This window comes from Streptomyces fungicidicus (assembly GCF_003665435.1).
In the GTDB taxonomy this organism is placed as follows: Bacteria; Actinomycetota; Actinomycetes; order Streptomycetales; family Streptomycetaceae; genus Streptomyces; species Streptomyces fungicidicus.
In genome coordinates, this window is record NZ_CP023407.1 from 2,941,285 (window position 1) to 2,962,690 (window position 21,406).

The 21,406-nt window shown below is 70.9% G+C and carries 22 protein-coding genes; 9 read left to right on the plus strand and 13 right to left on the minus strand.

Annotated features, from left to right (window positions below; translation table 11 throughout):
- Positions 1 to 3: 3 nt before the first annotated feature.
- The 6 genes from CNQ36_RS13260 to clpS form a co-directional block, all read right to left on the minus strand.
- The gene (locus tag CNQ36_RS13260; RefSeq protein ID WP_121546154.1) at positions 4 to 291 is read right to left on the minus strand and encodes a MoaD/ThiS family protein; all 288 of its coding nucleotides are present in this window, start codon (positions 289 to 291) and stop codon (positions 4 to 6) included.
- 102 nt (positions 292 to 393) lie between these two features.
- The gene (locus CNQ36_RS35715; RefSeq protein WP_313905537.1) at positions 394 to 489 is read right to left on the minus strand and encodes a putative leader peptide; all 96 of its coding nucleotides are present in this window, start codon (positions 487 to 489) and stop codon (positions 394 to 396) included.
- A gap of 98 nt (positions 490 to 587) precedes the next feature.
- A complete protein-coding gene (locus tag CNQ36_RS13270; protein ID WP_121546155.1) occupies positions 588 to 1,010 on the minus strand; it encodes a M67 family metallopeptidase in 423 nt (140 codons plus the stop codon).
- 87 nt (positions 1,011 to 1,097) lie between these two features.
- Positions 1,098 to 2,522, minus strand: a complete 1,425-nt coding sequence (locus tag CNQ36_RS13275; protein ID WP_121546156.1) for an amino acid permease — start codon at positions 2,520 to 2,522, stop codon at positions 1,098 to 1,100.
- 454 nt (positions 2,523 to 2,976) lie between these two features.
- Positions 2,977 to 3,579: a DUF2017 domain-containing protein gene (locus CNQ36_RS13280; protein WP_121546157.1), complete on the minus strand. Its 603-nt coding sequence runs from the start codon at positions 3,577 to 3,579 to the stop codon at positions 2,977 to 2,979.
- A 56-nt stretch (positions 3,580 to 3,635) separates the two neighbouring features.
- Entirely contained in the window at positions 3,636 to 3,953 is a 318-nt protein-coding gene (gene clpS, locus CNQ36_RS13285) for an ATP-dependent Clp protease adapter ClpS (protein WP_004930922.1), read from the minus strand.
- A 97-nt stretch (positions 3,954 to 4,050) separates the two neighbouring features.
- Here clpS and CNQ36_RS13290 point away from each other — a divergent pair, with 97 nt between their 5' ends.
- Together CNQ36_RS13290 and CNQ36_RS13295 are read left to right on the plus strand one after the other, a co-directional pair.
- Positions 4,051 to 5,397: a nicotinate phosphoribosyltransferase gene (locus CNQ36_RS13290; protein WP_121546158.1), complete on the plus strand. Its 1,347-nt coding sequence runs from the start codon at positions 4,051 to 4,053 to the stop codon at positions 5,395 to 5,397.
- Between the two features lie 62 nt (positions 5,398 to 5,459).
- Entirely contained in the window at positions 5,460 to 6,047 is a 588-nt protein-coding gene (locus CNQ36_RS13295) for a nicotinamidase (RefSeq protein WP_004930914.1), read from the plus strand.
- A 115-nt stretch (positions 6,048 to 6,162) separates the two neighbouring features.
- Here the strand turns inward: CNQ36_RS13295 and CNQ36_RS13300 are convergent, their stop codons facing one another.
- Positions 6,163 to 6,480, minus strand: a complete 318-nt coding sequence (locus CNQ36_RS13300) for a hypothetical protein (RefSeq protein WP_040907084.1) — start codon at positions 6,478 to 6,480, stop codon at positions 6,163 to 6,165.
- Positions 6,481 to 6,614: 134 nt separating this feature from the next.
- Positions 6,615 to 8,969 carry an immune inhibitor A domain-containing protein gene (locus CNQ36_RS13305; RefSeq protein WP_121546159.1) on the minus strand — a complete coding sequence of 785 codons (2,355 nt, stop codon included), beginning with the start codon at positions 8,967 to 8,969 and terminating at the stop codon, positions 6,615 to 6,617.
- 390 nt (positions 8,970 to 9,359) lie between these two features.
- On the opposite strand from CNQ36_RS13305, the gene CNQ36_RS13310 reads away from it, so the two are divergent.
- Positions 9,360 to 9,656, plus strand: a complete 297-nt coding sequence (locus tag CNQ36_RS13310) for a hypothetical protein (RefSeq protein WP_121546160.1) — start codon at positions 9,360 to 9,362, stop codon at positions 9,654 to 9,656.
- Positions 9,657 to 9,676: 20 nt separating this feature from the next.
- On the opposite strand, the gene CNQ36_RS13315 is transcribed toward CNQ36_RS13310, so the two are convergent.
- The 3 genes from CNQ36_RS13315 to CNQ36_RS13325 form a co-directional block, all read right to left on the minus strand.
- Positions 9,677 to 10,360 carry an RDD family protein gene (locus CNQ36_RS13315; protein WP_040907080.1) on the minus strand — a complete coding sequence of 228 codons (684 nt, stop codon included), beginning with the start codon at positions 10,358 to 10,360 and terminating at the stop codon, positions 9,677 to 9,679.
- Positions 10,361 to 10,451: 91 nt separating this feature from the next.
- Positions 10,452 to 11,819, minus strand: a complete 1,368-nt coding sequence (locus CNQ36_RS13320) for an RDD family protein (RefSeq protein WP_121546161.1) — start codon at positions 11,817 to 11,819, stop codon at positions 10,452 to 10,454.
- Positions 11,820 to 11,934: 115 nt separating this feature from the next.
- Positions 11,935 to 13,350, minus strand: coding sequence for an FAD-binding oxidoreductase (locus CNQ36_RS13325; RefSeq protein ID WP_121546162.1), 1,416 nt, complete (start codon positions 13,348 to 13,350; stop codon positions 11,935 to 11,937).
- Positions 13,351 to 13,453: 103 nt separating this feature from the next.
- Here CNQ36_RS13325 and CNQ36_RS13330 point away from each other — a divergent pair, with 103 nt between their 5' ends.
- Positions 13,454 to 14,851 carry a tetratricopeptide repeat protein gene (locus CNQ36_RS13330; RefSeq protein WP_121546163.1) on the plus strand — a complete coding sequence of 466 codons (1,398 nt, stop codon included), beginning with the start codon at positions 13,454 to 13,456 and terminating at the stop codon, positions 14,849 to 14,851.
- Between the two features lie 7 nt (positions 14,852 to 14,858).
- Here the strand turns inward: CNQ36_RS13330 and hppD are convergent, their stop codons facing one another.
- Positions 14,859 to 15,938: a 4-hydroxyphenylpyruvate dioxygenase gene (gene hppD / locus CNQ36_RS13335; RefSeq protein ID WP_240659427.1), complete on the minus strand. Its 1,080-nt coding sequence runs from the start codon at positions 15,936 to 15,938 to the stop codon at positions 14,859 to 14,861.
- Between the two features lie 191 nt (positions 15,939 to 16,129).
- On the opposite strand from hppD, the gene CNQ36_RS13340 reads away from it, so the two are divergent.
- The 5 genes from CNQ36_RS13340 to CNQ36_RS13360 are packed head-to-tail and all read left to right on the plus strand — an operon-like array spanning position 16,130 to position 20,421.
- Entirely contained in the window at positions 16,130 to 16,600 is a 471-nt protein-coding gene (locus tag CNQ36_RS13340; protein ID WP_030868617.1) for an Lrp/AsnC family transcriptional regulator, read from the plus strand.
- Positions 16,601 to 16,630: 30 nt separating this feature from the next.
- Positions 16,631 to 17,278, plus strand: a complete 648-nt coding sequence (locus CNQ36_RS13345; RefSeq protein ID WP_004930888.1) for an ABC transporter permease — start codon at positions 16,631 to 16,633, stop codon at positions 17,276 to 17,278.
- Positions 17,271 to 18,575: a betaine/proline/choline family ABC transporter ATP-binding protein gene (locus tag CNQ36_RS13350; RefSeq protein WP_121546164.1), complete on the plus strand. Its 1,305-nt coding sequence runs from the start codon at positions 17,271 to 17,273 to the stop codon at positions 18,573 to 18,575. Before CNQ36_RS13345 ends, CNQ36_RS13350 begins: the two co-directional genes overlap by 8 nt.
- Positions 18,572 to 19,447, plus strand: a complete 876-nt coding sequence (locus CNQ36_RS13355) for an ABC transporter permease (RefSeq protein ID WP_121546165.1) — start codon at positions 18,572 to 18,574, stop codon at positions 19,445 to 19,447. Before CNQ36_RS13350 ends, CNQ36_RS13355 begins: the two co-directional genes overlap by 4 nt.
- Positions 19,444 to 20,421, plus strand: coding sequence for a glycine betaine ABC transporter substrate-binding protein (locus CNQ36_RS13360; RefSeq protein ID WP_121546166.1), 978 nt, complete (start codon positions 19,444 to 19,446; stop codon positions 20,419 to 20,421). The genes CNQ36_RS13355 and CNQ36_RS13360 overlap by 4 nt, the downstream gene beginning before the upstream one ends.
- Here the strand turns inward: CNQ36_RS13360 and CNQ36_RS13365 are convergent.
- Complete coding sequence (locus CNQ36_RS13365) at positions 20,418 to 21,209, minus strand: S16 family serine protease (RefSeq protein WP_121546167.1); 792 nt, start codon at positions 21,207 to 21,209, stop codon at positions 20,418 to 20,420. The genes CNQ36_RS13360 and CNQ36_RS13365 overlap by 4 nt on opposite strands.
- Positions 21,210 to 21,406 lie beyond the last annotated feature (197 nt).

Consider the following 21,406-nt stretch of genomic DNA (forward strand, 5'->3'; position numbering starts at 1 on the left):
CGATCAGGCCATACCGCCGGCCACGGCCGGCAGGATCGTGATGCTGTCGCCGTCGGACAGCTTGGTGTTGATGCCGTCCAGGAAGCGGACGTCCTCGTCGTTGAGGTAGACGTTGACGAAGCGGCGCAGCTGCTCGCCGTTCGCCTCGTCGATGAGGCGGGCCTGGATGCCCGTGTGCCGGGTCTCGAGGTCGGTGAAGAGCTCGGCGAGGGTGTTCCCGGTGCCTTCCACCGCCTTCTGGCCGTCGGTGTACTGGCGGAGGATGGTCGGGATGCGGACCTCGATGGCCATGGCTGAGGGCTCCTGTCGGAAGTGTCTGTCGTGGGTTCGTCAGGGCGCGCGGTGGCGCACGGCAGTCCGCCGCGGCTCACGGCCCACGGCGGCAGCGGAGGATCAACAGATGGCGCTGTTCAGCCTGCACAGGTCGACGTGCAGGCGCGCCACGAGCAGTGTGCCCGGCGCCTTGTCGCTCACGTCGATAAGAACCATGCGGTCATCGTATCGATTCCCGGACGGGCTCCCGGAGTGTGATCTCACCTCTCGGACACATCCCTTCCGCACTGTAAGACGGGGGTGCGATCGCCCGGTCAGTACGCCTCGACGACCTTGACCTCCTCCTCGGTGATCTCACCCTCCAGGATGCGGAAGGAGCGGAACTGGAACTCGCCGGCGTCGTCGGTGTCGGCGGTGGAGACCAGGACGTAGTGGGCGCCGGGCTCGTTGGCGTAGGTGACGTCGGTGCGCGACGGGTAGGCCTCGGTGGCCGTGTGGGAGTGGTAGATCACCACCGGCTCCTCGTCGTTGTCGTCCATCTCGCGGTACAGCTTCAGCAGGTCCTGGGAGTCGAACTCGTAGAAGGTGGGCGAGCGGGCAGCGTTCAGCATCGGGATGAAGCGCTCGGGGCGGCCGGCGCCCACCGGGCCCGCCACCACGCCGCACGCCTCGTCGGGGTGGTCCTCGCGCGCGTGGGCGACGATCTGGTCGTACAGGGCCTGGGTGATGGTCAGCATGGGGCTCAGGATAAGCAGACGGGCCGTTCCGTACCGAGGGGTGGTACGGAACAGCCCGTATGCCGGACGGCTTGCGTGGTGAGGGGGTCAGCCGACCTTCTCGAAGCGGCTGTCGTCGCGCCGGGTGATCTGCGGGTTGCGGTTCTTGAGGACCATCCAGCCGATGCCGAGGGCGACGGCCCAGCCGGCCATCACGTACAGGCAGATCCGGGCGTCCGCGTCGATCGCGATGAGGCAGGTGACGAAGAGCAGGAACGCGATGGCGATGTAGGAGCAGACCGAGCCGCCGGGCGCCGGGAAGGACGAGGCGGGCAGCCGGCCCGCGACGACCTGGCGGCGGTAGAGGACGTGGCTGATCAGGATCATCAGCCAGGTCCAGATGCCGGCCGCGGTGGCGATGGACGTGACGTAGCCGAAGGCCTTCTCGGGGACGACGTAGTTCAGGACGACGCCGATGCCCATGAAGAACACCGAGGTGGCGATGCCGAGCGCGGGCGTCTTGCGGGACGACAGCCGCTTGAAGGCGCCCGGGGCCTCTCCGTTGTCGGCGAGATTGCGCAGCATGCGTCCGGTGGAGTACATGCCGGAGTTGCAGGACGACAGGGCGGCGGTGAGCACGACGAAGTTGACGATGCCGGCGCCGGCCGGGATGCCGATGACCGCGAACGCCTTCACGAAGGGGCTGGCGTCGGCGGAGAACTCGGTCCACTTGACCACGCACAGGATGACGGTGAGCGCGCCGACGTAGAAGAGCGCGATGCGCCAGGGCAGCGTGTTGATCGCCTTGGGGAGGGTCTTCTCGGGGTTCTCGGACTCGCCGGCCGTGACACCGACGAGCTCGACGGCGAGGTAGGCGAACATGACGCCCTGCAGGGTCATCAGGGACGAGCCGATGCCCTTGGGGAAGAAGCCGTCGAAGGCCCAGAGGTTGGAGACGGCGGCGGTGTCGCCGGCCTGGCTGAAGCCGAGGGTGAGCACACCGAGACCGATCACGATCATGCCGATGATGGCGGTGACCTTGACCATCGAGAACCAGAACTCGATCTCGCCGAACAGCTTCACCGAGATCAGGTTGGCCCCGAACAGGATGACCAGGAAGACCAGCGCCGACGTCCACTGCGGGATCGCCGGGAACCAGTAGTTGATGTAGATGGCCGCGGCGGTCAGCTCGGCCATGCCGGTGACCACCCACATCAGCCAGTACGTCCAGCCGGTGAAGTAGCCGAAGAACGGGCCGAGGAACTCACGCGAGTATTCGGCGAAGGAGCCGGAGACGGGGCGGTAGAGCAGGAGCTCGCCCAGGGCCCGCATGATGAAGAAGATGATGACGCCCGCGAGGGCGTACATGACGATCAGGCTGGGACCGGCCTTGGCGATGTTCGCCCCGGCTCCCAGGAAGAGCCCGACGCCGATGGCGCCGCCGATCGCGATCATCTGGACCTGGCGGCTGTTGAGGCCGCGCTCGTACCCCTCCTCGGGTACGGACTCCGTGTCGACCTGCGGTGAGGCCATGTGTCGTGCGCCTTTCTCCATGCCGATCCGGGCCGCTGTCGGCCTCGGATCGGGTCGCGATCCCCCCGGACTGATGGAGTTGTTGCCTGGCCGGCGGTCACCGGCTCGGTGGCGCACCCGGCGGAACATAAGGGTGGTGTTCGCCGGGCGGTCGTGAAGATTTATCACGGCCGCAATACTGATCACAGGGGCGGCGTGTGGCGCGCCTCACAGGAAGAAGCGGACAAAAGACACCTGAAGAGCGCATAGATGGCGGGGCCTTTGACGCGATCGTTATCCGGATTTGAGTGTCCTCTGAGCGATCGCGTCAGCAGACTTTTCCGGACCTCCGGCACGCATTCACGGCATGGGAGTCACACATTCCGGAACACGGAGTCCGGGCACGCCGAAGCGCGGATCCCGGGCGTGGGACGCCGGATCCGGGGCGTGAGGCAGCGGTTCGGGGTGTGGCGGTTCAGGGCATCAGCGTCGTGACGAGCGTCTCCTGGAGCCCGCCGAGCCAGAGGTACGCCATCACCATCGGCTTGCGGGGGTCCTGGTCGGGGAGGTGGAAGAGGAGGTCGCTGTCGTCCTCGTCGCTGATCTCCAGCCGGGCGCCGATCGCCAGGCGCAGGTCGTTGAGGGCGCCGAGCCACTTCCGGGAGTCGTCCGGCGACAGCTCGAGCACCGCGCCGCCCTCGCCGGCCGGGCTGAGCGCGTCCAGGGAGCGGATCACCGCGAGGGCGTTGTCGCGCTTGCCGGCCCGCAGGTCGTTCTCGGTGTAGCGGCGGAACTCGGCGGAGTGGGCCTTCTGCTCCTCGGCCTCCTTGGCCCCCGGGGTGCCGTCCGGGTCGCCGTAGGCGTCCGGGAACAGGCGGCGCAGCACCGGGTCGGAGGGCGGCTCGCTCGGGCCGTCGGCGAAGAGGTCGGCGAGCGGGTCGGCGGAGGCGTCCTCGGCTGGTCCGGGGCCGATGAGCTCCATCATCTGCACGGCCAGGGAGCGGATGATGGAGATCTCGACGTCGTCGAGCGCGACGGCCGCGCCGCCGCCGGGGAGCGGTTCGAAGGTTCCTGGCATGGCGGCGATTCGCTACTTCCGGTCCTGCGGGCGGGGTCGGGTCATGTCCGGCTCGGTCACTTCCGGTCGTGCTGGAGGGTGGCCCACAGTCCGTAGCCGTGCATGGCCTGCACGTCGCGTTCCATCTCCTCGCGGGTACCGCTGGAGACGACCGCCCGGCCCTTGTGGTGGACGTCGAGCATGAGCTTGGTGGCCTTGTCCTTGGAGTAGCCGAAGTACGACTGGAAGACGTACGTCACATAGCTCATGAGGTTGACCGGGTCGTTGTGGACGATGGTGACCCACGGGACGTCGGGCTCGGGTACGGCGAAGACCTCCTCCGCCGACTCGGTGCGTTCGATCTCCATGGGTGCGGGTGACGTCACAGGCCCCATGCTGCCACCGCTGGGGGGTGGTCGCACAAACCGGCCCGCTGTTCCGGTGCGCGGACCTAAATCGTCAAACTGACGAAATGGGGGTAGCATCCACGTCATGAACACAGCGGACCTTGGGCTGCCGGTGGACGTCCCCTCGACGGCTCTCTTCACTGACCAGTACGAGCTGACCATGCTGCGGGCAGCGCTGAAGGCCGGCACGGCCGGGCGGCGCAGCGTGTTCGAGGTCTTCACCCGGCGACTGCCGGACGGCCGCCGCTACGGCGTGCTGGCCGGCACCGGACGGGTGCTGGACGCGGTGGAGAACTTCCGCTTCGACCCGGGCGTCCTCGGGTTCCTGCGCGAGAAGGACATCGTCGACGAGGAGACCCTGGACTATCTGGCCGGCTACCGCTTCTCCGGTGACATCTGGGGCTACCCCGAGGGAGAGGTGTACTTCCCGGGCTCGCCGGTCATGCGGGTGGAGGGCAGCTTCGCGGAGTGCGTGCTCCTCGAGACGGTGATCCTGTCGATCCTCAACCACGACTCGGCGATCGCCGCCGCTGCCTCCCGGATGTCCTCCGCGGCCGGCGGGCGGCCGCTGATCGAGATGGGCGCGCGGCGCACCCACGAGCTGGCCGCGGTGGCCGCCTCCCGGGCCGCGTACGTCGGCGGCTTCGCCTCCACCTCCGACCTGGCGGCCGGCTTCCGCTACAACATCCCGACCGTGGGCACCTCCGCCCACGCCTTCACCCTGCTGCACGACAGCGAGCGGGACGCCTTCCGGGCCCAGGTGGACTCCCTCGGCGGCGGTACGACGCTGCTGGTGGACACCTACGACGTGACCGAGGCGGTCCGCACGGCCGTGGAGATCGCCGGGCCGGAGCTGGGCGCCGTCCGGATCGACTCCGGTGACCTGCTGCTGGTGGCCCACCGGGTGCGGCAGCAGCTGGACGAGCTGGGCGCCACCGGCACGAGGATCCTCGTGACCTCGGACCTGGACGAGTACGCCATCGCCTCGCTGGCGGCGGCGCCGGTGGACGCCTACGGGGTGGGCACGCAGCTGGTGACCGGCTCGGGACACCCGACGGCCTCCATGGTCTACAAGCTGGTCGCCCGCGCGGAGTCCGCCGACCCGAAGGCGCCGCTGGTGCCGGTGGCGAAGAAGTCCACCGGAGGCAAGACCTCCGTCGGCGGCCGCAAGTGGGCCGCGCGGCGGCTGGACGCGGACGGCGTCGCCGAGGCCGAGGTGATCGGCACCGGCCCGGTGCCGGACGAGCTGGCCGGGCGGCAACTGCTGGTGCCGCTCGTCGAGGGCGGCGAGGTGGTCGCCCGCGAGCCGCTGGACGTGGTCCGCGACCGGCACGCGGCGGCGCGGGCGGGGCTGCCGCTCTCCGCCACCCAGCTCTCCCGAGGGGAACCCGTCCTTCCGACGGAGTACGCGCAGCTGCCGTCGGGTAGCTAGAAGCGTGTCCCCGTCCGTTCCGTCCCCGATCCGCCCGTCCCCCCAGTCGAAGGACACCGACCATGCGCCGCGCACTGATCGTCGTTGACGTGCAGAACGACTTCTGCGAGGGGGGCAGTCTCGCCGTGGCCGGCGGTGCGGACGTGGCCGCCGCCATCACCGAGCTGATCGGGCAGGCCCCGGCCGGGTACCGGCACGTGGTGGCCACCCGGGACCACCACATCGCGCCCGGCGGGCACTTCGCCGACAACCCCGACTTCGTACGGTCCTGGCCCGCGCACTGCGTCGCCGGGACGGAGGGTGTCGGGTTCCACCCGAACTTCGCGCCCGCGGTGACCTCCGGGTCGGTCGACGCCGTGTTCAGCAAGGGCGCGTACTCGGCGGCCTACAGCGGGTTCGAGGGGGCGGACGAGAACGGGACGCCGCTGGCGGAGTGGCTGCGGGAGCGGGAGGTCGACGAGGTGGACGTGGTGGGGATCGCCACGGACCACTGCGTGCGGGCCACCGCGCTGGACGCGGCGAAGGAGGGGTTCCGGACGCGGGTGCTGCTGGGGCTGACGGCGGGGGTGGCCGGGGCCACGACCGAGCGGGCGGTGGAGGAGATGCGGGGGGCCGGGGTGGAGCTGACGGGGGCGCCCGTCGTGCGGTGAGCCTCGCGGGGGTGGCCCGGGTGGGGTTTCGGCTAGCGGCGCCCTGCCGGTGCCGCTGCGCCCACCCGTGCCGCCCTGCGGCACGACTGCCCGCAGCTAGGCCGGTCTGAGGCGACTAGGCGGGTCTGAGGAGGGCTTTTATGGGGTGCCAGAGTTCTACCGTCAGGGGGGTGGACTCGGGGGTGGTGCGCCATATGAGGCCGTCGGGATGGTGGAGCACCGCGGTGATCTCGTCGGGGGTGGGCGGGGCGGAGTTGCCCCGCAGGTAGACCGCCCGCAGGCCCAGGTTGCGCAGCCTGGTCAGGGCTCGGGCGCGGTTCTGGGCGTGGACGAGGACGCGTACTCCGGCGGGTGCGTCGGCGGCGGGACTGGGCAGGTTCAGCGCCACCACCACCGTGCCGTTCGGCAGCTTGCAGAAACCTCCTGCGGCCATGCGGTCATACCCCCGGTTCGGCCTGCGCGGAGACAGGTGTCAATAAGTGAGTCACAGGAGGCACCTAAACACGGATCGGCGGTGACCCGCCAGGGGGTCACCGCCGATCATGTGTTGACCTGCGAAGATGCTGTTTACCTGCCCGCGGGGCCAACCTGCAGCTCGATGGTCGAGCCGTCCTTGGCCTCCTTGAGGATCTTGATCTTCGTGTTGGTGTCAGTGATCTTGACACCGCCGGTCGGGTTCGACTCGTCGTAGTAGGTGCTGGTGCGGTCGTTGAAGACCGACACACCCTTCGACGAGGGGATCCACGTCGCCACGTCCGCCTTGTGCAGCGTCATGCCGTCGGTGCGGTACCGGCTGAACGGCGAGTCGTAGGCCTGGACGCGGTTGCGCATCAGCGTGCCGTCGGACCACTTCAGCGCGGTCGGGTGGGAGTCGATCGGCAGGACCAGACCGGTACCCGGGTGCTGGCTGGTGTTGTTGTCCGCCTGGGAGGTGTCCCACTTCCAGATCAGCAGGCCGTTCTGGTAGGCGTAGTGCTCCACCCAGTCCGGACGGCTGTTCGCGAAGCCGAAGTTGTACGGGCCGGTCTTCAGCGTCTTGTCGTAGGACACGTACTGACGGTTCTCGGCGATGTAGTACTGCGCGTAGTCCTTGGTGAAGGACGCGCCGACGCGGGAGAAGCCCTTCGCCGTCCACGCCTCGTCCGCGGTCTCCGCGTTGTCCGTGAAGAGCGCGGTGCCGTCCGCCGTCACCGAGATCCGGTCGGCCGTGAAGCCCTTGAGGGCCACGCCGCCGTCGCTCTGGTAGCGGAAGCGGAGGTCGATCTTCTTGCCCGCGTAGGCGTCCAGCGGGTACACCAGCGGCTTGTAGCCGTCGACCGTGCCGTGCAGGGCCGGCTTGTCGCTGCCGTCACGCGGGATCGGCTGCCCGTCCACCGTGCCGTCGAGGGCGGTCCAGTTGGCGCCGCCGTCGGTCGAGACCTCGGTGTAGAGGAAGTCGTAGTCGGCCTCGATCTCGTACCAGCCGTCCAGGGTCAGCGCGGCCGAGGACTTGCCGGTGAGGTCGACGCTGCGGGTCAGCGTGTTGCGGAGGTCGTCACCGCTGCCGCTCCACCACTGGGTGGAGCCCTCGGCCGGGGCGACGATCTCGGTCGTGACCGCCTTCTTCGGCAGCTGGACGACGAGACCCTGCTTGTGCTTGGTGTTGAACTCGGCGAGGCCCAGCTTGTGCCAGGAGTCCACGCCCGCCTTGGCGGTGTCGTAGTTCAGCCAGCCGAGCTGGAGCTTGTCCCAGGCGGTCATGTCGCCGGGCAGGTCACCGATCTCGTTCTTGCCGGTGCCGAGCCAGGAACCCGAGGACATCAGCGTCCAGAACCCGGTGGAGTTCTCGCCGCCCTGGGTGTCGTAGTGGTCCGGCAGACCGAGGTCGTGGCCGTACTCGTGGGCGAAGACGCCGAGTCCGCCGTTCTCCGGCTGGATGGTGTAGTCGCCGACCCAGATGCCGGTGTTGCCGATCTGGGTGCCGCCGAGCTTGTTCTGCTCGGGGCCGGTGGCGCCGGCGTCGGTGCCGAAGGCGTACCAGCGGTGGGCCCAGATCGCGTCCTCGCCCTGGGCGCCGCCGCCGGCGGACTCGTCCTCACCGGCGTGCACGATCTGGAAGTGGTCGATGTAGCCGTCGGGCTCGTTGAAGTCGCCGTCGCCGTCGAAGTCGTAGCGGTCCCACTGGTCGTACTGGGCGAGCTGCGTCTTGATCTGCGCGTCGGTCTTGCCGGCGGCCTTCTGCTGCGCGGCCCACGCGGTGACGCCGTCCTGCACCGCGAACCAGGCGCAGTTGTCGGGGCTGCACGCGTTGGAGCCGTAACGGGCCTCGTTGTAGGGCACCTTGACCCAGTCGGAGACCTCGCCGTCGACCGAGTAGCGGCCCGAGGACTGCTTCTCGTAGTACGTCTTCAGCGAGTCGACGCCCTTGCCGGAACCGAAGTACAGGTCCTGGAAGTGCTGCTGGTTGTAGTCCGCCTGCCAGGCCGTGGAGTTGTCCTTCTTGCGGTCCGGCTTGGCGATCTGGTTGTGCAGCGGGCCCGGGGTGCCACCGTAGCGGCTGTCGATCTGGTCGCCGAACTCGACCAGGATGGTGAAGATCTTGTCGGTCTTCTCCCGGCCCAGCTCGACGTACTTGCTGTCGCCCTTCTTGCCCTTCAGCTGGACGACCTTCGAACCGCCACGGTTCTTGACCGAGGCTTTGCCGGAGATGACCTGGTTGAGGGCCTCCTCGCGCTGCGCCGCCTGCGTCTTGGAGAACGGGCCCTCGAGGTCGTGGTCGACGTGGTTGTTCGCCGCCGGGTCGTGCCGGTCCACAGCGTTGGGTCGGTCGGCCTTGTCGGCCGAGTCCGCCTGGGCCACGGTGAACGCAGAGCAGGTGGCGGTGGCCGCCGCGAGGGCGACGCCTATCGCGGCCGCTCTGAACGTCCAGGGTCTACTGGTCACTTGAGATTCCCTCCCGCGTGCGTACGCGCGGTCAAAGGAGGTTCCGTCTATGGAAGGTCCCGCGCGCAACGTGATCGACGCGTGTAGCCAAGTGACGACATTTGACTAGAGGTTCGCCAGAAAAAACAGACCTTGACTTGAACAGTTCAATGGCACTATGCGGAGTCGGCGTCCGCTTTCCGGACACACACGTGCGAAACCCAACGGGCGCGCACAACCGTCCACTTGATGGACGTCATGAATCCGTGCGCCCCCTGTGCACCGGCCCTGTCGGTTAGGTCACGCTTACTGTCCGTTCCCCTCGGGCACTCTCGCGGTTAGAGTCGCTTGGCGGAACCGCCCTGAACCGGCGGAAAGCCAGGCGGACAACCCCCGACTTCCGAGGACACGATGGCCATGCCCCGTCCGACTGTCGCTCAGCTCGTTTACGGTTCGTGCACCGTGATCTTCTCGACCCTCGCCATGCTGCTGTTGTCCGGAGCGAGTTCGGGCGCCGGCGTCGCGATCGTCGCCGTCTCGGCGCTCGCCCTCGGACTGCTGGTCGCCATGACGGTTCCGCTCCCCCGGTCGCGCGCGGCCGCGGCGGCGCGGCCCGCCGCGGTGTCCCGGCTCCAGGCCCCGCGGCCGGTACGGGCCACCGTCGCCCCGCCGGCCCGCGAGCCGGTGCGGGAGCGTGCCGCCTCCTGACGCCCCGCCCCGTCCCGGCGTCATCCGGTGCTGACCACCACCGTCTTGGCCGCCTTGTCGTGCAGACCCTGCTTGTAGGGCCGGTCGAAGAAGCTCCAGCCGCCCGCGATCGCGGTCCACAGACAGGCGCAGCAGAACGCGAACGGCAGCCACAGCACGGCGGCGCGGGCCAGCGAGGTCTGCACGGAGGGGGTCGCCCCGTTGTCCAGGTTGGCGACCCTCATGCGCAGCCACTTCTTGCCCAGGGTCTGGCCGGTGCGGGAGATCAGGACGGTGTCGTAGGCGATGAAGAGCACCGCCGCGACGGCGGACTGCCCGAAGGAGTTGCCGACGTTGACGTTGTCGCCGTTGACGTTGTACTCGCTGACCCCGAACGGCCAGGTGAGCAGCCAGACGACGATGCCGACGAGGATCATGTCGATGATGCGGGCGAGGGTGCGCCTGGCGCTGTCGGCGAGCGGGGGCATGCCGGCCAGGGGATCGGCGGAACCGGGGGCGCCGCCGTACGGACCGCCGCCACCGCCGTAGGGCCCTCCGCCACCGCCGTACGGGTCTCCGCCCTGGGGCGGCGGGGGCGCGCCTCCCGGGGTGTCGTACGGGGAGCCCGGGCCCGGGGTTTCGGGGCCACCCGGTGGGGGGTGCTTCTTGAACGGGTCGTCGTCCGGCGGCTGCTGACCGGAGCCGGGGGGCGGTTCGGTGGTCATGCCCCCGAGTCGACCGCGAACCTCCCGGCCCCGCATCCGGCGAGCGGCCGTCCGGAGTAGCGGCGCCCGGGGAGGCGCGGGTGACGCGGGCTCAGCCGGCCACGAACGTGTGCGCGGCCTTGTCGTGCCAGCACTGGCGCCAGGGCTTGTCGAAGACGCACCACAGGACGCCGACGACACCGACGACGAGCAGCCCGGGGACGCTGTAGACCAGCCAGCGGCGCAGGGCCGCGCCGAGCTGCGGCGCCTCGTGCCCCTCGATGTCCCGGACCTCGAGGCCCATCAGCTTCTTGCCCAGCGTGCGCCCCCACTTGACCGTGGGCAGCACCTCGTAGAGGACCCCGCCGAGGAGCAGGACGGCGAGGACGACGGCGAGGTGGACGGAGGTGGTGCCGTCGAGCAGCCAGACCGTGACGGTCTCGCCGGACTGCTTGGCCGCCTCGATCTTCGCGTCGACGTGGTCCAGGGCCTTCGTGCCGAGCGGCACCGCGGCCACGGCGGTGACGGCGCCGAGGACGACGGTGTCCAGCAGCCGGGCGGCCAGTCGTCTGCCGAGCCCGGCGGGGCGGGCGGCGGACTGGCGCCGGGCGGCGGCCTGGAACACGTCCTCGACCGGCGGCTTCCAGGGCGCGACGGGCGGTTCCTCGCCGCCGGCCAGCCGGTGCACCTGCTGCGCCCAGGAGGACTGGCCGCCGCCGGGACCGCTGGTCAGCGGCGCGGAGGCGGCTGCGGCTGCGGCGGGCGGAGCCGCCGGGCCACCGGTCTGCGGGGGCACGCCCGGGGCGGCGGCGGCCTGCTGGGGTCCGGACGGGGCCGTGGCGGCGGAGGAGGCGGCGCGGGCGGCCGCCGCCTTGCCGGCGCCGAAACCGGGCCGGCCGGAGGCCGCGGGGTCCGCTCCGGACTGCCCCGTGCGCGGTTTGACGGCGCGGAAGGTCATGGTGCCCTCGTCCGCGGGGGCGGCCTCCTGCCGCGGCTTCGGCGCCGGTCTGCGGAACACGAAGGTGTTGCCGGACTCGGCCGCGGCGTCCTCGTCCGGGGTGACGGCGGGTCCGGTCTCCGGCGCGGACGCCGCCGGGGTGTGCGGCACCCTCGGGTCGGCGCCCCAGGAGATCCTGCGGTCCTGGCCGCCGCCGAAGCCGGACTGGTGGGAGCGGTCGGCGCCCCACGCCGAGGCGGGTTCGGGACGGCTGCCGTGCTGGGCCTCGGACGGGGCCGCGGGCGCCGGTTCGCCGGCCGGGTCCTCGTCGAAGAAGTGCGGTCCGGTCTCCTCCACGGAGGGCAGCGCCGGGTCGGCGCCGGGCGGCGCGGCGAGCGACTCGCCGTCCTCGGGCGCCGGACGGCTCGTGCCCGGCACCCAGGAGGCGCCGTTCCAGTACCGGACGTATCCGGGGATGGAGGGGTCCGGGTAATACCCTTCGCGGGGCCTGTCTTCGCCGGGGGCCGGGGTTGGGGCGCTCATGTCCGTCGTCCCGTATCTGCTCGGTGGGTGGGTCGGGGGGAACCACATCTATCAGACGAGCGGCCCCCTGACCGCCCGTCCGGCCGGACCCCACCCTTTCCGGGCACCTTCCCGTTCAGAACAGCTTGCCCGGGTTGAGAATGCCCAGCGGGTCGAAGACCTGCTTGACGGCCCGCTGCATCTCCAGCCCCACCGGGCCGATCTCGCGCGCCAGCCACTCCTTCTTCAGCACGCCGACGCCGTGCTCGCCGGTGATGGTGCCGCCGAGTTCCAGGCCGAGCGCCATGATCTCGTCGAACGACTCGCGGGCCCGGCGCGACTCCTCCGGGTCCGCGGCGTCGAAGCAGACCGTCGGGTGGGTGTTGCCGTCGCCGGCGTGGGCGACGACGCCGATGGTGAGCCGGTACTTCTCGGAGATCCGCTCGACGCCCTCGATGAGCTCGCCGAGCCGGGAGCGGGGCACGCACACGTCGTCGATCATCGTGGTGCCCTTGACGGCTTCGAGCGCGACCAGGGACATCCGCCGTGCCTGGAGCAGCAGTTCGGACTCGGCGGCGTCCTCGGCCGGCACCACCTGGGTGGCTCCGGCCGCCTCGCACAGGGCGCCGACGGCGGCGAGGTCGGCCGCGGGGTCGGTGGTGTCGAACGCGGCCAGCAGCAGTGCCTCGGTGGACTCCGGGAGGCCCATGCGGGCCATGTCGTTGACGGCCTTGACCGTCGTACGGTCCATGAGTTCGAGGAGTGAGGGGACGTGGCCGCCGGCCATGATGCGGCACACGGCGTCGCAGGCGGCGGCGGAGGAGGCGAACTCGGCGGCCAGCACCAGCTGCCCGGGCGGCTTGGGCCTCAGGGCGAGGACCGCGCGGACGACGACGCCGAGGGAGCCCTCGGAGCCGACGAACAGCCGTGTCAGGTCGTATCCGGCGACGCCCTTGGCGGTGCGGCGGCCGGTGGACATCAGCCGGCCGTCGGCGAGGACGACGTCCAGGCCGAGGACGTACTCGGCCGTCACGCCGTACTTCACGCAGCACAGCCCGCCGGACGCGGTGCCGATGTTGCCGCCGATGGTGCACGTCTCCCAACTGGAGGGGTCCGGCGGGTAGTAGAGGCCGTGCTCGCCGACGGCGCGGGAGAGCGCGGCGTTGACGACGCCGGGTTCGACGACGGCGATCCGGTCGACCGGGCTGATCTCCAGGATGGCGTCCATCCTGGTCAGGGAGAGCACGATGCAGCCGTCGGTGGCGTTGGCGGCGCCCGACAGGCCGGTGCGGGCGCCCTGCGGGACGACGGGGACCCGCAGCTCGGTGGCGGTGCGCATGACGTGCTGCACCTGTTCGACCGTGCGCGGCAGTACCACCACCGCGGGGCTGCCGGCCGGGCAGAAGCTCGCCATGTCGTTGGCGTAGGAGGCCGTGACGTCGGGGTCGGTGAGGACGGCCTCGGGGGGCAGGCCGCCGAGCAGCCGGTCGACGAGAGGGCCGGCCGCCACCGTGTCTTCATCGCGTCGCGCTTCGATACGGCTCATGATCACAGCGTCGCACCCGGGGCCATCGGTGTGAACCCCGTGGACCCGGCCGCGTCACACCGGGGTGTGATGATCGTACGAGCGGGGGGCGTGCCGCACAGTGTGCGCCATGGACGACAAGCCATGTGAGCCCCGCGGGCGGGTGCGCCGGCGGGCGCTGCTCGCCTCGGCGGCCGGGTGCGCGGTGCTGGGCGGGGTGCTGGTGCTGGTGCCCTGGGGGCGTCCGGCGCCGCCCCCGCCGGGGCCCGGGGGGCGGGCGCTGGCGGCGGTCACCGGCGGGGTGCCGGCCGCGCTGCCCGACCTGACGGTGCTGGCCGGGGAGCGCGAGCGCCGGGTGCGCGCGCGTCCGGGGGACGCGGAGGCCTGGGCGGTGCTCGGGGCGGCCCGGGTGGAGCTGGGGCTGCGGCTGGCGGACCCGGCGTACTGGACGCGGGCCGAGGAGGCGCTGCGCACCTCGCTGAAGCTGCGGGCGAAGGGCAACGCGCCGGCGCTGCGGGGGCTGGCGGCGCTGGCGAACGCGCGGCGGGACTTCGCCGGGGCCCGGAAGTGGGGCGAGGCGGCGCGCAAGGCGGAGCCGGAGCGGTGGACGACGTATCCGCTGCTGATCGAGGCGTCGGCGGGGCTCGGGGACGACGAGCGGACGGGGAAGCTGCTGGAGAAGCTGACCGGGCTGCGGTCGGGTCCCGCGGTGATGGCGCGGGCGGCGGCCGTGTACCGGGACCGGGGCTGGCGGGAGGACGCGGCGGCCAAGCTGGCGGACGCGGCGTCGGCCGCCGGGGAACCCGCCGAGCGGGCGGCGTATCTGGAACGGGCCGGGCAGCTGGCCTGGGAACGGGGCGACCGTCAGGACGCGCTGCGGCACTTCCAGGAGGCGGTGCGCACCGACCCCGACCAGCGGGCGGCGCAGGCCGGGCAGGGCAGGGCGCTGGCGGCGCTGGGACGGATGACGGAGGCGCTGAGCGCGTACCGGGTGGCGCTGGCGAAGCAGCCCCGGCCGGAGTACGCGCTGGAACTGGGCGAGCTGTACGAGTCGCTGAGGCTGGAGCAGGCGGCCGGGGTGCAGTACGGGGTGCTGCGCGAGCGGGTGCGGGTGGCCGCGGCGCACGGGGCGGACGAGGGGCTGGTGCTGGGGCGGTACGAGGCGGATCACGGGGACCCGGAGGCGGCCGTGCGGCGGCTCCGGCGGGAGTGGGAGCGGCGGCCGTCGACGGAGGTGGCGGACGCGCTGGGGTGGGCGTTGCACCGGGCCGGGGAGGACGAGGAGGCGCTGCCGCTCGCCGTGCGGGCGACCGAGGGGACGCACGGGGGCGGGGTGCGCAGCGCGCTGTACGTGTTCCACCGGGGGATGATCGAGCGGTCGCTGGAGCGGTACGGGGCGGCTCGGCGGCATCTGGAGGAGGCGCTGCGGATCAACCCGTACTTCTCGCCGGTGCGGGTGCCGCAGGCGAAGGCCGCGCTGGCCCGCCTGGGTGAGCCGTCTGTCCAGGCGGGGCCCGCGTCGTCCTGACAGGGTTTTACAGGTTGCCGCGCTTTTCCTGTTCGCGTTCGATGGCCTCGAAGAGGGCCTTGAAGTTGCCCTTGCCGAAGCCCATCGAGCCGTGGCGTTCGATGAGTTCGAAGAAGACCGTCGGACGGTCCTGGACCGGCTTGGTGAAGATCTGCAGCAGGTAGCCGTCCTCGTCCCGGTCGACGAGGATCTTCAGCTCGCGCAGGATCTCGACCGGCACCCGGGTCTCGCCCGCCCACTCGCCGAGCGTGTCGTAGTACGAGTCGGGCGTGTCCAGGAACTGCACGCCGGACGCGCGCATCTGGCGGACCGTGCGCACGATGTCGTTGGTGTTCAGCGCGATGTGCTGGACGCCCGCGCCGCCGTAGAACTCCAGGTACTCGTCGATCTGGGACTTCTTCTTGGCGATGGCGGGCTCGTTGATCGGGAACTTCACCTTGAGCGTGCCGTCGGCCACCACCTTCGACATCAGCGCGCTGTACTCGGTCGCGATGTCGTCGCCCACGAACTCCTTCATGTTCGTGAAGCCCATGACCTTGTTGTAGAACTCCACCCACTCGTTCATCCGGCCGAGCTCGACGTTGCCGACGCAGTGGTCGATGGCCTGGAAGGAGCGCTGCGCCGCGGGCTCGACGATCGGGTCGGCGGCGACGTAGCCGGGCAGGTAGGGGCCGTCGTAGCCGCCGCGCTCGACCAGGGTGTGGCGGGTCTTGCCGTAGGTGGCGATCGCGGCGAGGACGACGGTGCCGTGCTCGTCCTTCACCTCGTACGGCTCGGCGAGCGGGCGGGCGCCGTGCTCGACGGCGTAGGCGTACGCGGCGCGGGCGTCCGGGACCTCGATGGCGAGGTCGACGACGCCGTCGCCGTGCTCCGCCACGTGGCCGGCGAGGAAGGCGCCCCACTCCGTGGACTGCTTGATCACCGAGGTGAGCACGAAGCGGGCGGAGCCGCTCTCCAGGACGTAGCTCGCGGTCTCGCGGCTGCCGTTCTCCGGTCCGGAGTAGGCGACCAGCTTCATGCCGAAGGCGGTGGAGTAGTAGTGCGCCGCCTGCTTGGCGTTGCCCACGGCGAAGACGACCGCGTCCATTCCCTTGACCGGGAAGGGATCGGCCTGCTAGGCGGTCACGTCGGGAGTGTGGTGAGTGGTCTGCGTCATAGGGGCAGCGTGGGCCAGCTTCGCAAGGTGCGCAATGCTTTGCCTTATCACTGGGCAATATGTTTAGCCGTACGCGCCCTTCAAGGGGCTTTCTGTACAGGATGACCATCGGGGAGGCCGGTATGGCGATCGATCATCTGGACGGGCGGATCATCCTGCTGCTGGCGCGGGAGCCGCGGATCGGGGTGCTGGAGATGTCCCGGCGGCTGGGGGTGGCGCGGGGCACCGTGCAGGCCCGGCTGGACCGCCTTCAGTCGAACGGAGTCATCCGCGGATTCGGTCCCCAGGTGGATCCGGCGGCCCTCGGCTACCCGGTCACGGCGTTCGCCACGCTGCAGATCCGGCAGGGTCAAGGAGCCGACGTACGAGCCCACTTGGCGACCGTGCCGGAGGTGCTGGAGCTGCACACCACCACCGGTACCGGGGACATGATGTGCCGCCTCGTGGCGCGCTCCAACGCCGATCTCCAGCGGGTGATCGACCGCGTCGTCGGTTTTGATGGCATCGTCCGGGCCTCCACGGCGATCGTCATGGAGAACCCCGTTCCGCTGCGGATCATCCCGCTGGTGGAGCAGGCCGCGCTCGGGGAGTGAATCGACCTGGCCGAGCTGGGGTGAGCGGACGTGAACTTCTGGGAGTACCTGCAGAGCCGGCACCAGCAAATCCTCACCGACGCGTACCAGCACGCCAGCGTCGTCTTCCAGTGCATGGTGGTGGCGACCCTGCTCGGTGTGCTGATCGGTGTGGTCACCTACCGCAGCGAGTGGGCGGGCAACCTCGCCACGACCACCACCGCGGCCCTGCTGACCATCCCCTCGCTGGCCATGATCGGTCTGCTGATCCCGCTCGTGGGGCTCGGGGTGCCGCCGACGGTGATCGCCCTGACGCTGTACGGGCTGCTGCCGATCGTGCGGAACTCGATCGTGGGCCTGCGAGGGGTCGACCCCTCGCTGGTGGACGCGGCCAAGGGGATCGGGATGTCGCGCTCGGCCCGGCTGGCGCGGGTGGAGCTGCCGCTGGCCTGGCCGCCGATCCTGACCGGGATCCGGGTCTCCACGCAGATGCTGATGGGCATCGCCGCCATCGCCGCGTACGCCTCCGGGCCCGGCCTCGGCAACCTGATCTTCCGCGGGATCGCCTCCCTGGGCAGCAAGAACGCGCTGAACCAGGTCCTCGCGGGCACGCTCGGGATCATCATCCTCGCCCTGCTGTTCGACGCCGCGTACGTCCTGATCGGACGGCTGACCATCCCCGGGGGGATCCGTGCCTGATGCGTCCGCGTCCGCGCCGTCCGCGCCCGGCCCCTCCGCGCCCGGCCCGGAGACATCCGGGGGCGACTCCCCGTCGGTCGGGGCGACCATCGAGCTGGAGGGCCTCACCAAGCAGTACCCCGGCAGCGCGCTGCCGGCCGTCGACAACGTCACGATGGACTTCAAGGAGGGCGAGACGGTGATCCTCGTCGGCCCGTCCGGCTGCGGGAAGTCCACCCTCCTGAAGATGATCAACCGGCTGATCGAGCCGACGGCCGGCCGGATCCGGATCGGCGGCGAGGACGTCACCGACATGGACCCGGTGCGGCTGCGCCGCAAGATCGGGTACGCGATCCAGGCCAGCGGGCTGTTCCCGCACATGACGGTGGCGCAGAACATCGCGCTGGTGCCGAAGATGCTGCGCTGGCCCTCGGCCCGGGTGCGGGCCCGGGTGGAGGAGATGCTGGACCTGGTCGGACTGGACCCCGGCGAGTTCCACGGCCGCTACCCGCGCCAGCTGTCCGGCGGCCAGCAGCAGCGGGTGGGGGTGGCGCGGGCCCTGGCGGCGGATCCGCCGGTGCTGCTGATGGACGAGCCGTTCGGGGCGGTCGACCCGATCACCCGGGACCATCTCCAGGACGAGCTGATCCGGCTCCAGCGGGAGCTGCACAAGACGATCGTCTTCGTCACCCACGACTTCGACGAGGCGATCAAGCTGGGCGACCGGATCGCGGTGCTGCGCGAACGCTCCCACATCGCCCAGTTCGACACCCCGGAGGCGATCCTCACCAACCCCTCCGACGACTTCGTGTCCGGGTTCGTGGGCGCCGGGGCGGCGCTGAAACGGCTCAACCTCAGCCGGGTCCGGGACGTGGAGATCACCGAGTACCCCACGGTGAACGTCGACGACCCGCTGCAGGACATCTTCGACCGGCTCCGCAGCGGCGGCACCAACGAGGTCCTGGTGCTCGACAAGCAGGGGCGCCCCTACAAGTGGCTGCGGCGCGGCGACATGATGCGCGCCAAGGGGTCGCTGGCCCGCGCGGGCACCCTGGTGAACGACACGGTGACCAGGGACGCGACGCTGCGGGACGCGCTGGAGGCGGTGCTCACCGACAACACCGGGCGGGTCGCCGTCACCGGGCGGCGCGGCGCGTACGAAGGGGTCGTGGACGTGGAGACGCTGATGAACTCCGTGCACGAACTGCTGGAGGCGGACCGGCTGGAGGCCAGGGAGGCGCAGCACGATCTGCAGGAGCAGCGGGCCTCGCAGACGCACGCCGAGCAGGAGGGCTTCGGCGGGGAGGCGAAGGCGTGAGCACCTCCGCCTCCGGCTCCTTCGGACGGCGTCCCGGGAGCGGGCGCGAGGTGGAGGAGCCGCCGTACCGGGACGAGGGCGGTGAACCGCCGGAGGAGACCGCGGCCCCTCCCCCGTACCCGGGTGTGAAGCCGCCCCGGGTGACCTGGCGGAAACTGACGTTCCTGCCGGTGGCGCTGATCGTCCTGCTGCTCGCGACCTGGATCTGGTTCGAGCAGGCCGACCTGGACGCGCTGACCCGGAACGCGCTGTCCAACGGGCAGGTGTCCAAGGCGCTGTGGCAACACATCGAGCTGACCGTGATCTCGACGTTCTTCGTGCTGATCATCGCGATCCCGCTGGGCATCCTGCTGACCCGCCGGACGTTCCGCGGGGCCACCCCGGCGGCCATGGCGTTCGCCAACATGGGTCAGGCGACCCCGGCGATCGGTCTGCTGGCGCTGCTGGTGATCTGGCTGGGCATCGGCCGCAGGGCGGCCCTGATCGGCATCATCGCCTACGCCGTGCTGCCGGTGCTGGCCAACACCATCGCGGGCCTGAAGGCCAACGACCCGACGCTGCTGGAGGCGGCGCGCGGCATCGGCATGTCCCCGATGGGCGTGCTGACGCGGGTGGAGCTGCCGCTGGCCGTCCCGCTCATCCTCGCCGGTGTGCGCACGGCGCTCGTGCTGAACGTCGGCACGGCGACGCTGGCCACGTTCGGCGGGGGCGGGGGCCTGGGCGTACTGATCACGACCGGGATCACCAGTCAGCGGATGCCGGTGCTGGTGCTGGGCTCGGTCCTGACCGTGGCCCTCGCCCTGCTGGTGGACTGGCTGGCCTCGCTGGCGGAACTGCTGCTGCGGCCCCGGGGTCTGGAGGCGGGGCCATGAGGAATCCCCGGCGGCGGACGGGTCCGCTCCTGGCCGCGGTGCTGCTGGCGGCGGCGTCGGCCTGCGGGCTGACCAGCGGCTCCCCCATGGTCGACGACGTGAAGCCCGGCTCGATCGGCGAGGGGAAACCGCTGGAGGGCGCGAAGCTCACCGTGACCTCCAAGGAGTTCACCGAGCAGCTCATCCTCGGCGCGATCATGGGCATCGCCTTCCAGGCGGCCGGCGCGGAGGTCATCGACCGCACGGGCATCCAGGGCTCGGTCGGCTCCCGGGAGGCGGTCGTCAACGGGGACGCGGACGCCGCGTACGAGTACACCGGCACGGCGTGGATCACGTACCAGGGCAACAGCAAGCCGATCCCGGACCCGCGCGAGCAGTGGCGGGCGGTGCGGGACGCGGACCTCAGGAACGGGGTGACCTGGCTGGCGCCGTCCGCCCTGAACAACACCTACGCGCTCGCCATGAACCAGGCGAACTACGAGAAGTACCGCACGCGGACGCTGTCCGAGGTGGCCGCGCTGGCGAAGTCCGACCCGGGCGCGGTGACGCTGTGCGTGGAGGGCGAGTTCGCCAACCGCGCGGACGGGCTGCCGGGCATGGAGAAGGCGTACGGCATGAACATCCCGGCGGCGGACGTCACACAGATGGACACCGGGATCATCTACACCCAGACCGCCAAGGGCGCCTGCACCTACGGCGAGGTCTTCACCACCGACGGGCGGATCAAGTCCATGAACCTGGTGGTGATGAAGGACGACAAGAAGTTCTTCCCGAACTACAACGCGGCGCCGACGGTCAACACCGACACGCTCAAGAAGTGGCCGGCCATCGCGGAGGTCCTCGACCCGGTGACGGCGAAGCTCGACAACACCGTGGCGCAGGACCTCAACGCGAAGGTGGACGTCGACGGGGAGGACCCCCACCAGGTGGCGCTGGACTGGATGGTGGACGAGGGGTTCGTCAAGAAGGGCTAGCAGCCCGGCACCTCGCCGGTGCCCTTCTCCAGGGCCACGAGGGCGTCGACGGCGCTCTTGAGGGTGGTGACCGGGACCAGCCGCAGGCCGTCGGGCAGCTCGGCCCGGGCGTCGGAGCACTCGTCCTTCGGCACCAGGAAGACGGTGGCGCCGTCGCGCTTGGCGGCCTGCGTCTTCAGGGGCACGCCGCCGACCGCGCCGACGGCGCCGTTCGCGTCGATCGTGCCCGTGCCGGCGATGACCCGGCCGCCGGTGAGGTCGCCGCCGCTGCCGTCGCCGTCCAGCTTGTCGATGATGCCGAGGGAGAACAGCAGGCCGGCGCTGGGGCCGCCGACGTCGGCGAGCTCGAGGGTGACCCCGATGTTCTCGTCCTCGCGGTTCAGGTAGTCCAGTGCGGCCCGGGTGGCCTCGTCCTGGGACTCCTTCATCTGCTTGCGGTTGTACTGCTCGATCTCCTTGACGCTGTCCCCGCTGGGGTAGACGGAGTCGCGGGGCATGACCGCCTGTTCGGTGCTGAACCAGCTGTCGATCACGTCCGGGAGGCCGACGCGGGTGTCCGGCGAGGTCGCCTCGATGGTGGTCATCCGGAGCTGCCCGCTGGTCTCGCGGACCGGTGCGCCGGTGATCGTGATGACCTGGGTGCCCTTGTTCTCACCGAGCACGTTCGCGGTCAGCCCGGGCTGCGCCACGGAGAAGGGCAGCGGCGCGGCCACGGCCGTGGCGAGCAGGGCCACGACGGGGGCGGACAGGACGGCGAGGGCTTGGGGACGCGTGAGGCGGGAGAGCACAGAGCAAATCTAACGCGCCCCGGCATGGCGCCGTCCCGCCCCGGGGGGGGCGACGCAGCAGCGCGGCTACTGAGCAGCACCGCAGCTGCGGGCAGTCGTGCCGCTGGGGCGGCACGGGTGGGCGCAGCGGCACCCGGCTGTCGCCGGCGGAGCAACCCACCCCCGGCAGCGCGACGGTGCTGGTGCCGGTCGGGGGG

Coding starts and splice junctions, on each gene's coding strand:
- CNQ36_RS13360 (WP_121546166.1), top strand. CDS start 19,444: ATGAGGAATCCCCGGCGGCGGACGGGTCCGCTCCTGGCCGCGGTGCTG.
- CNQ36_RS13295 (WP_004930914.1), top strand. CDS start 5,460: ATGCGCCGCGCACTGATCGTCGTTGACGTGCAGAACGACTTCTGCGAG.
- CNQ36_RS13280 (WP_121546157.1), bottom strand. CDS start 3,579: ATGCCAGGAACCTTCGAACCGCTCCCCGGCGGCGGCGCGGCCGTCGCG.
- clpS (WP_004930922.1), bottom strand. CDS start 3,953: ATGGGGCCTGTGACGTCACCCGCACCCATGGAGATCGAACGCACCGAG.
- CNQ36_RS13275 (WP_121546156.1), bottom strand. CDS start 2,522: ATGGCCTCACCGCAGGTCGACACGGAGTCCGTACCCGAGGAGGGGTAC.
- CNQ36_RS13320 (WP_121546161.1), bottom strand. CDS start 11,819: ATGAGCGCCCCAACCCCGGCCCCCGGCGAAGACAGGCCCCGCGAAGGG.
- CNQ36_RS13315 (WP_040907080.1), bottom strand. CDS start 10,360: ATGACCACCGAACCGCCCCCCGGCTCCGGTCAGCAGCCGCCGGACGAC.
- CNQ36_RS13310 (WP_121546160.1), top strand. CDS start 9,360: ATGGCCATGCCCCGTCCGACTGTCGCTCAGCTCGTTTACGGTTCGTGC.
- hppD (WP_240659427.1), bottom strand. CDS start 15,938: ATGGACGCGGTCGTCTTCGCCGTGGGCAACGCCAAGCAGGCGGCGCAC.
- CNQ36_RS13260 (WP_121546154.1), bottom strand. CDS start 291: ATGGCCATCGAGGTCCGCATCCCGACCATCCTCCGCCAGTACACCGAC.
- CNQ36_RS13330 (WP_121546163.1), top strand. CDS start 13,454: ATGGACGACAAGCCATGTGAGCCCCGCGGGCGGGTGCGCCGGCGGGCG.
- CNQ36_RS13270 (WP_121546155.1), bottom strand. CDS start 1,010: ATGCTGACCATCACCCAGGCCCTGTACGACCAGATCGTCGCCCACGCG.
- CNQ36_RS13300 (WP_040907084.1), bottom strand. CDS start 6,480: ATGGCCGCAGGAGGTTTCTGCAAGCTGCCGAACGGCACGGTGGTGGTG.
- CNQ36_RS35715 (WP_313905537.1), bottom strand. CDS start 489: ATGGTTCTTATCGACGTGAGCGACAAGGCGCCGGGCACACTGCTCGTG.
- CNQ36_RS13340 (WP_030868617.1), top strand. CDS start 16,130: ATGGCGATCGATCATCTGGACGGGCGGATCATCCTGCTGCTGGCGCGG.
- CNQ36_RS13290 (WP_121546158.1), top strand. CDS start 4,051: ATGAACACAGCGGACCTTGGGCTGCCGGTGGACGTCCCCTCGACGGCT.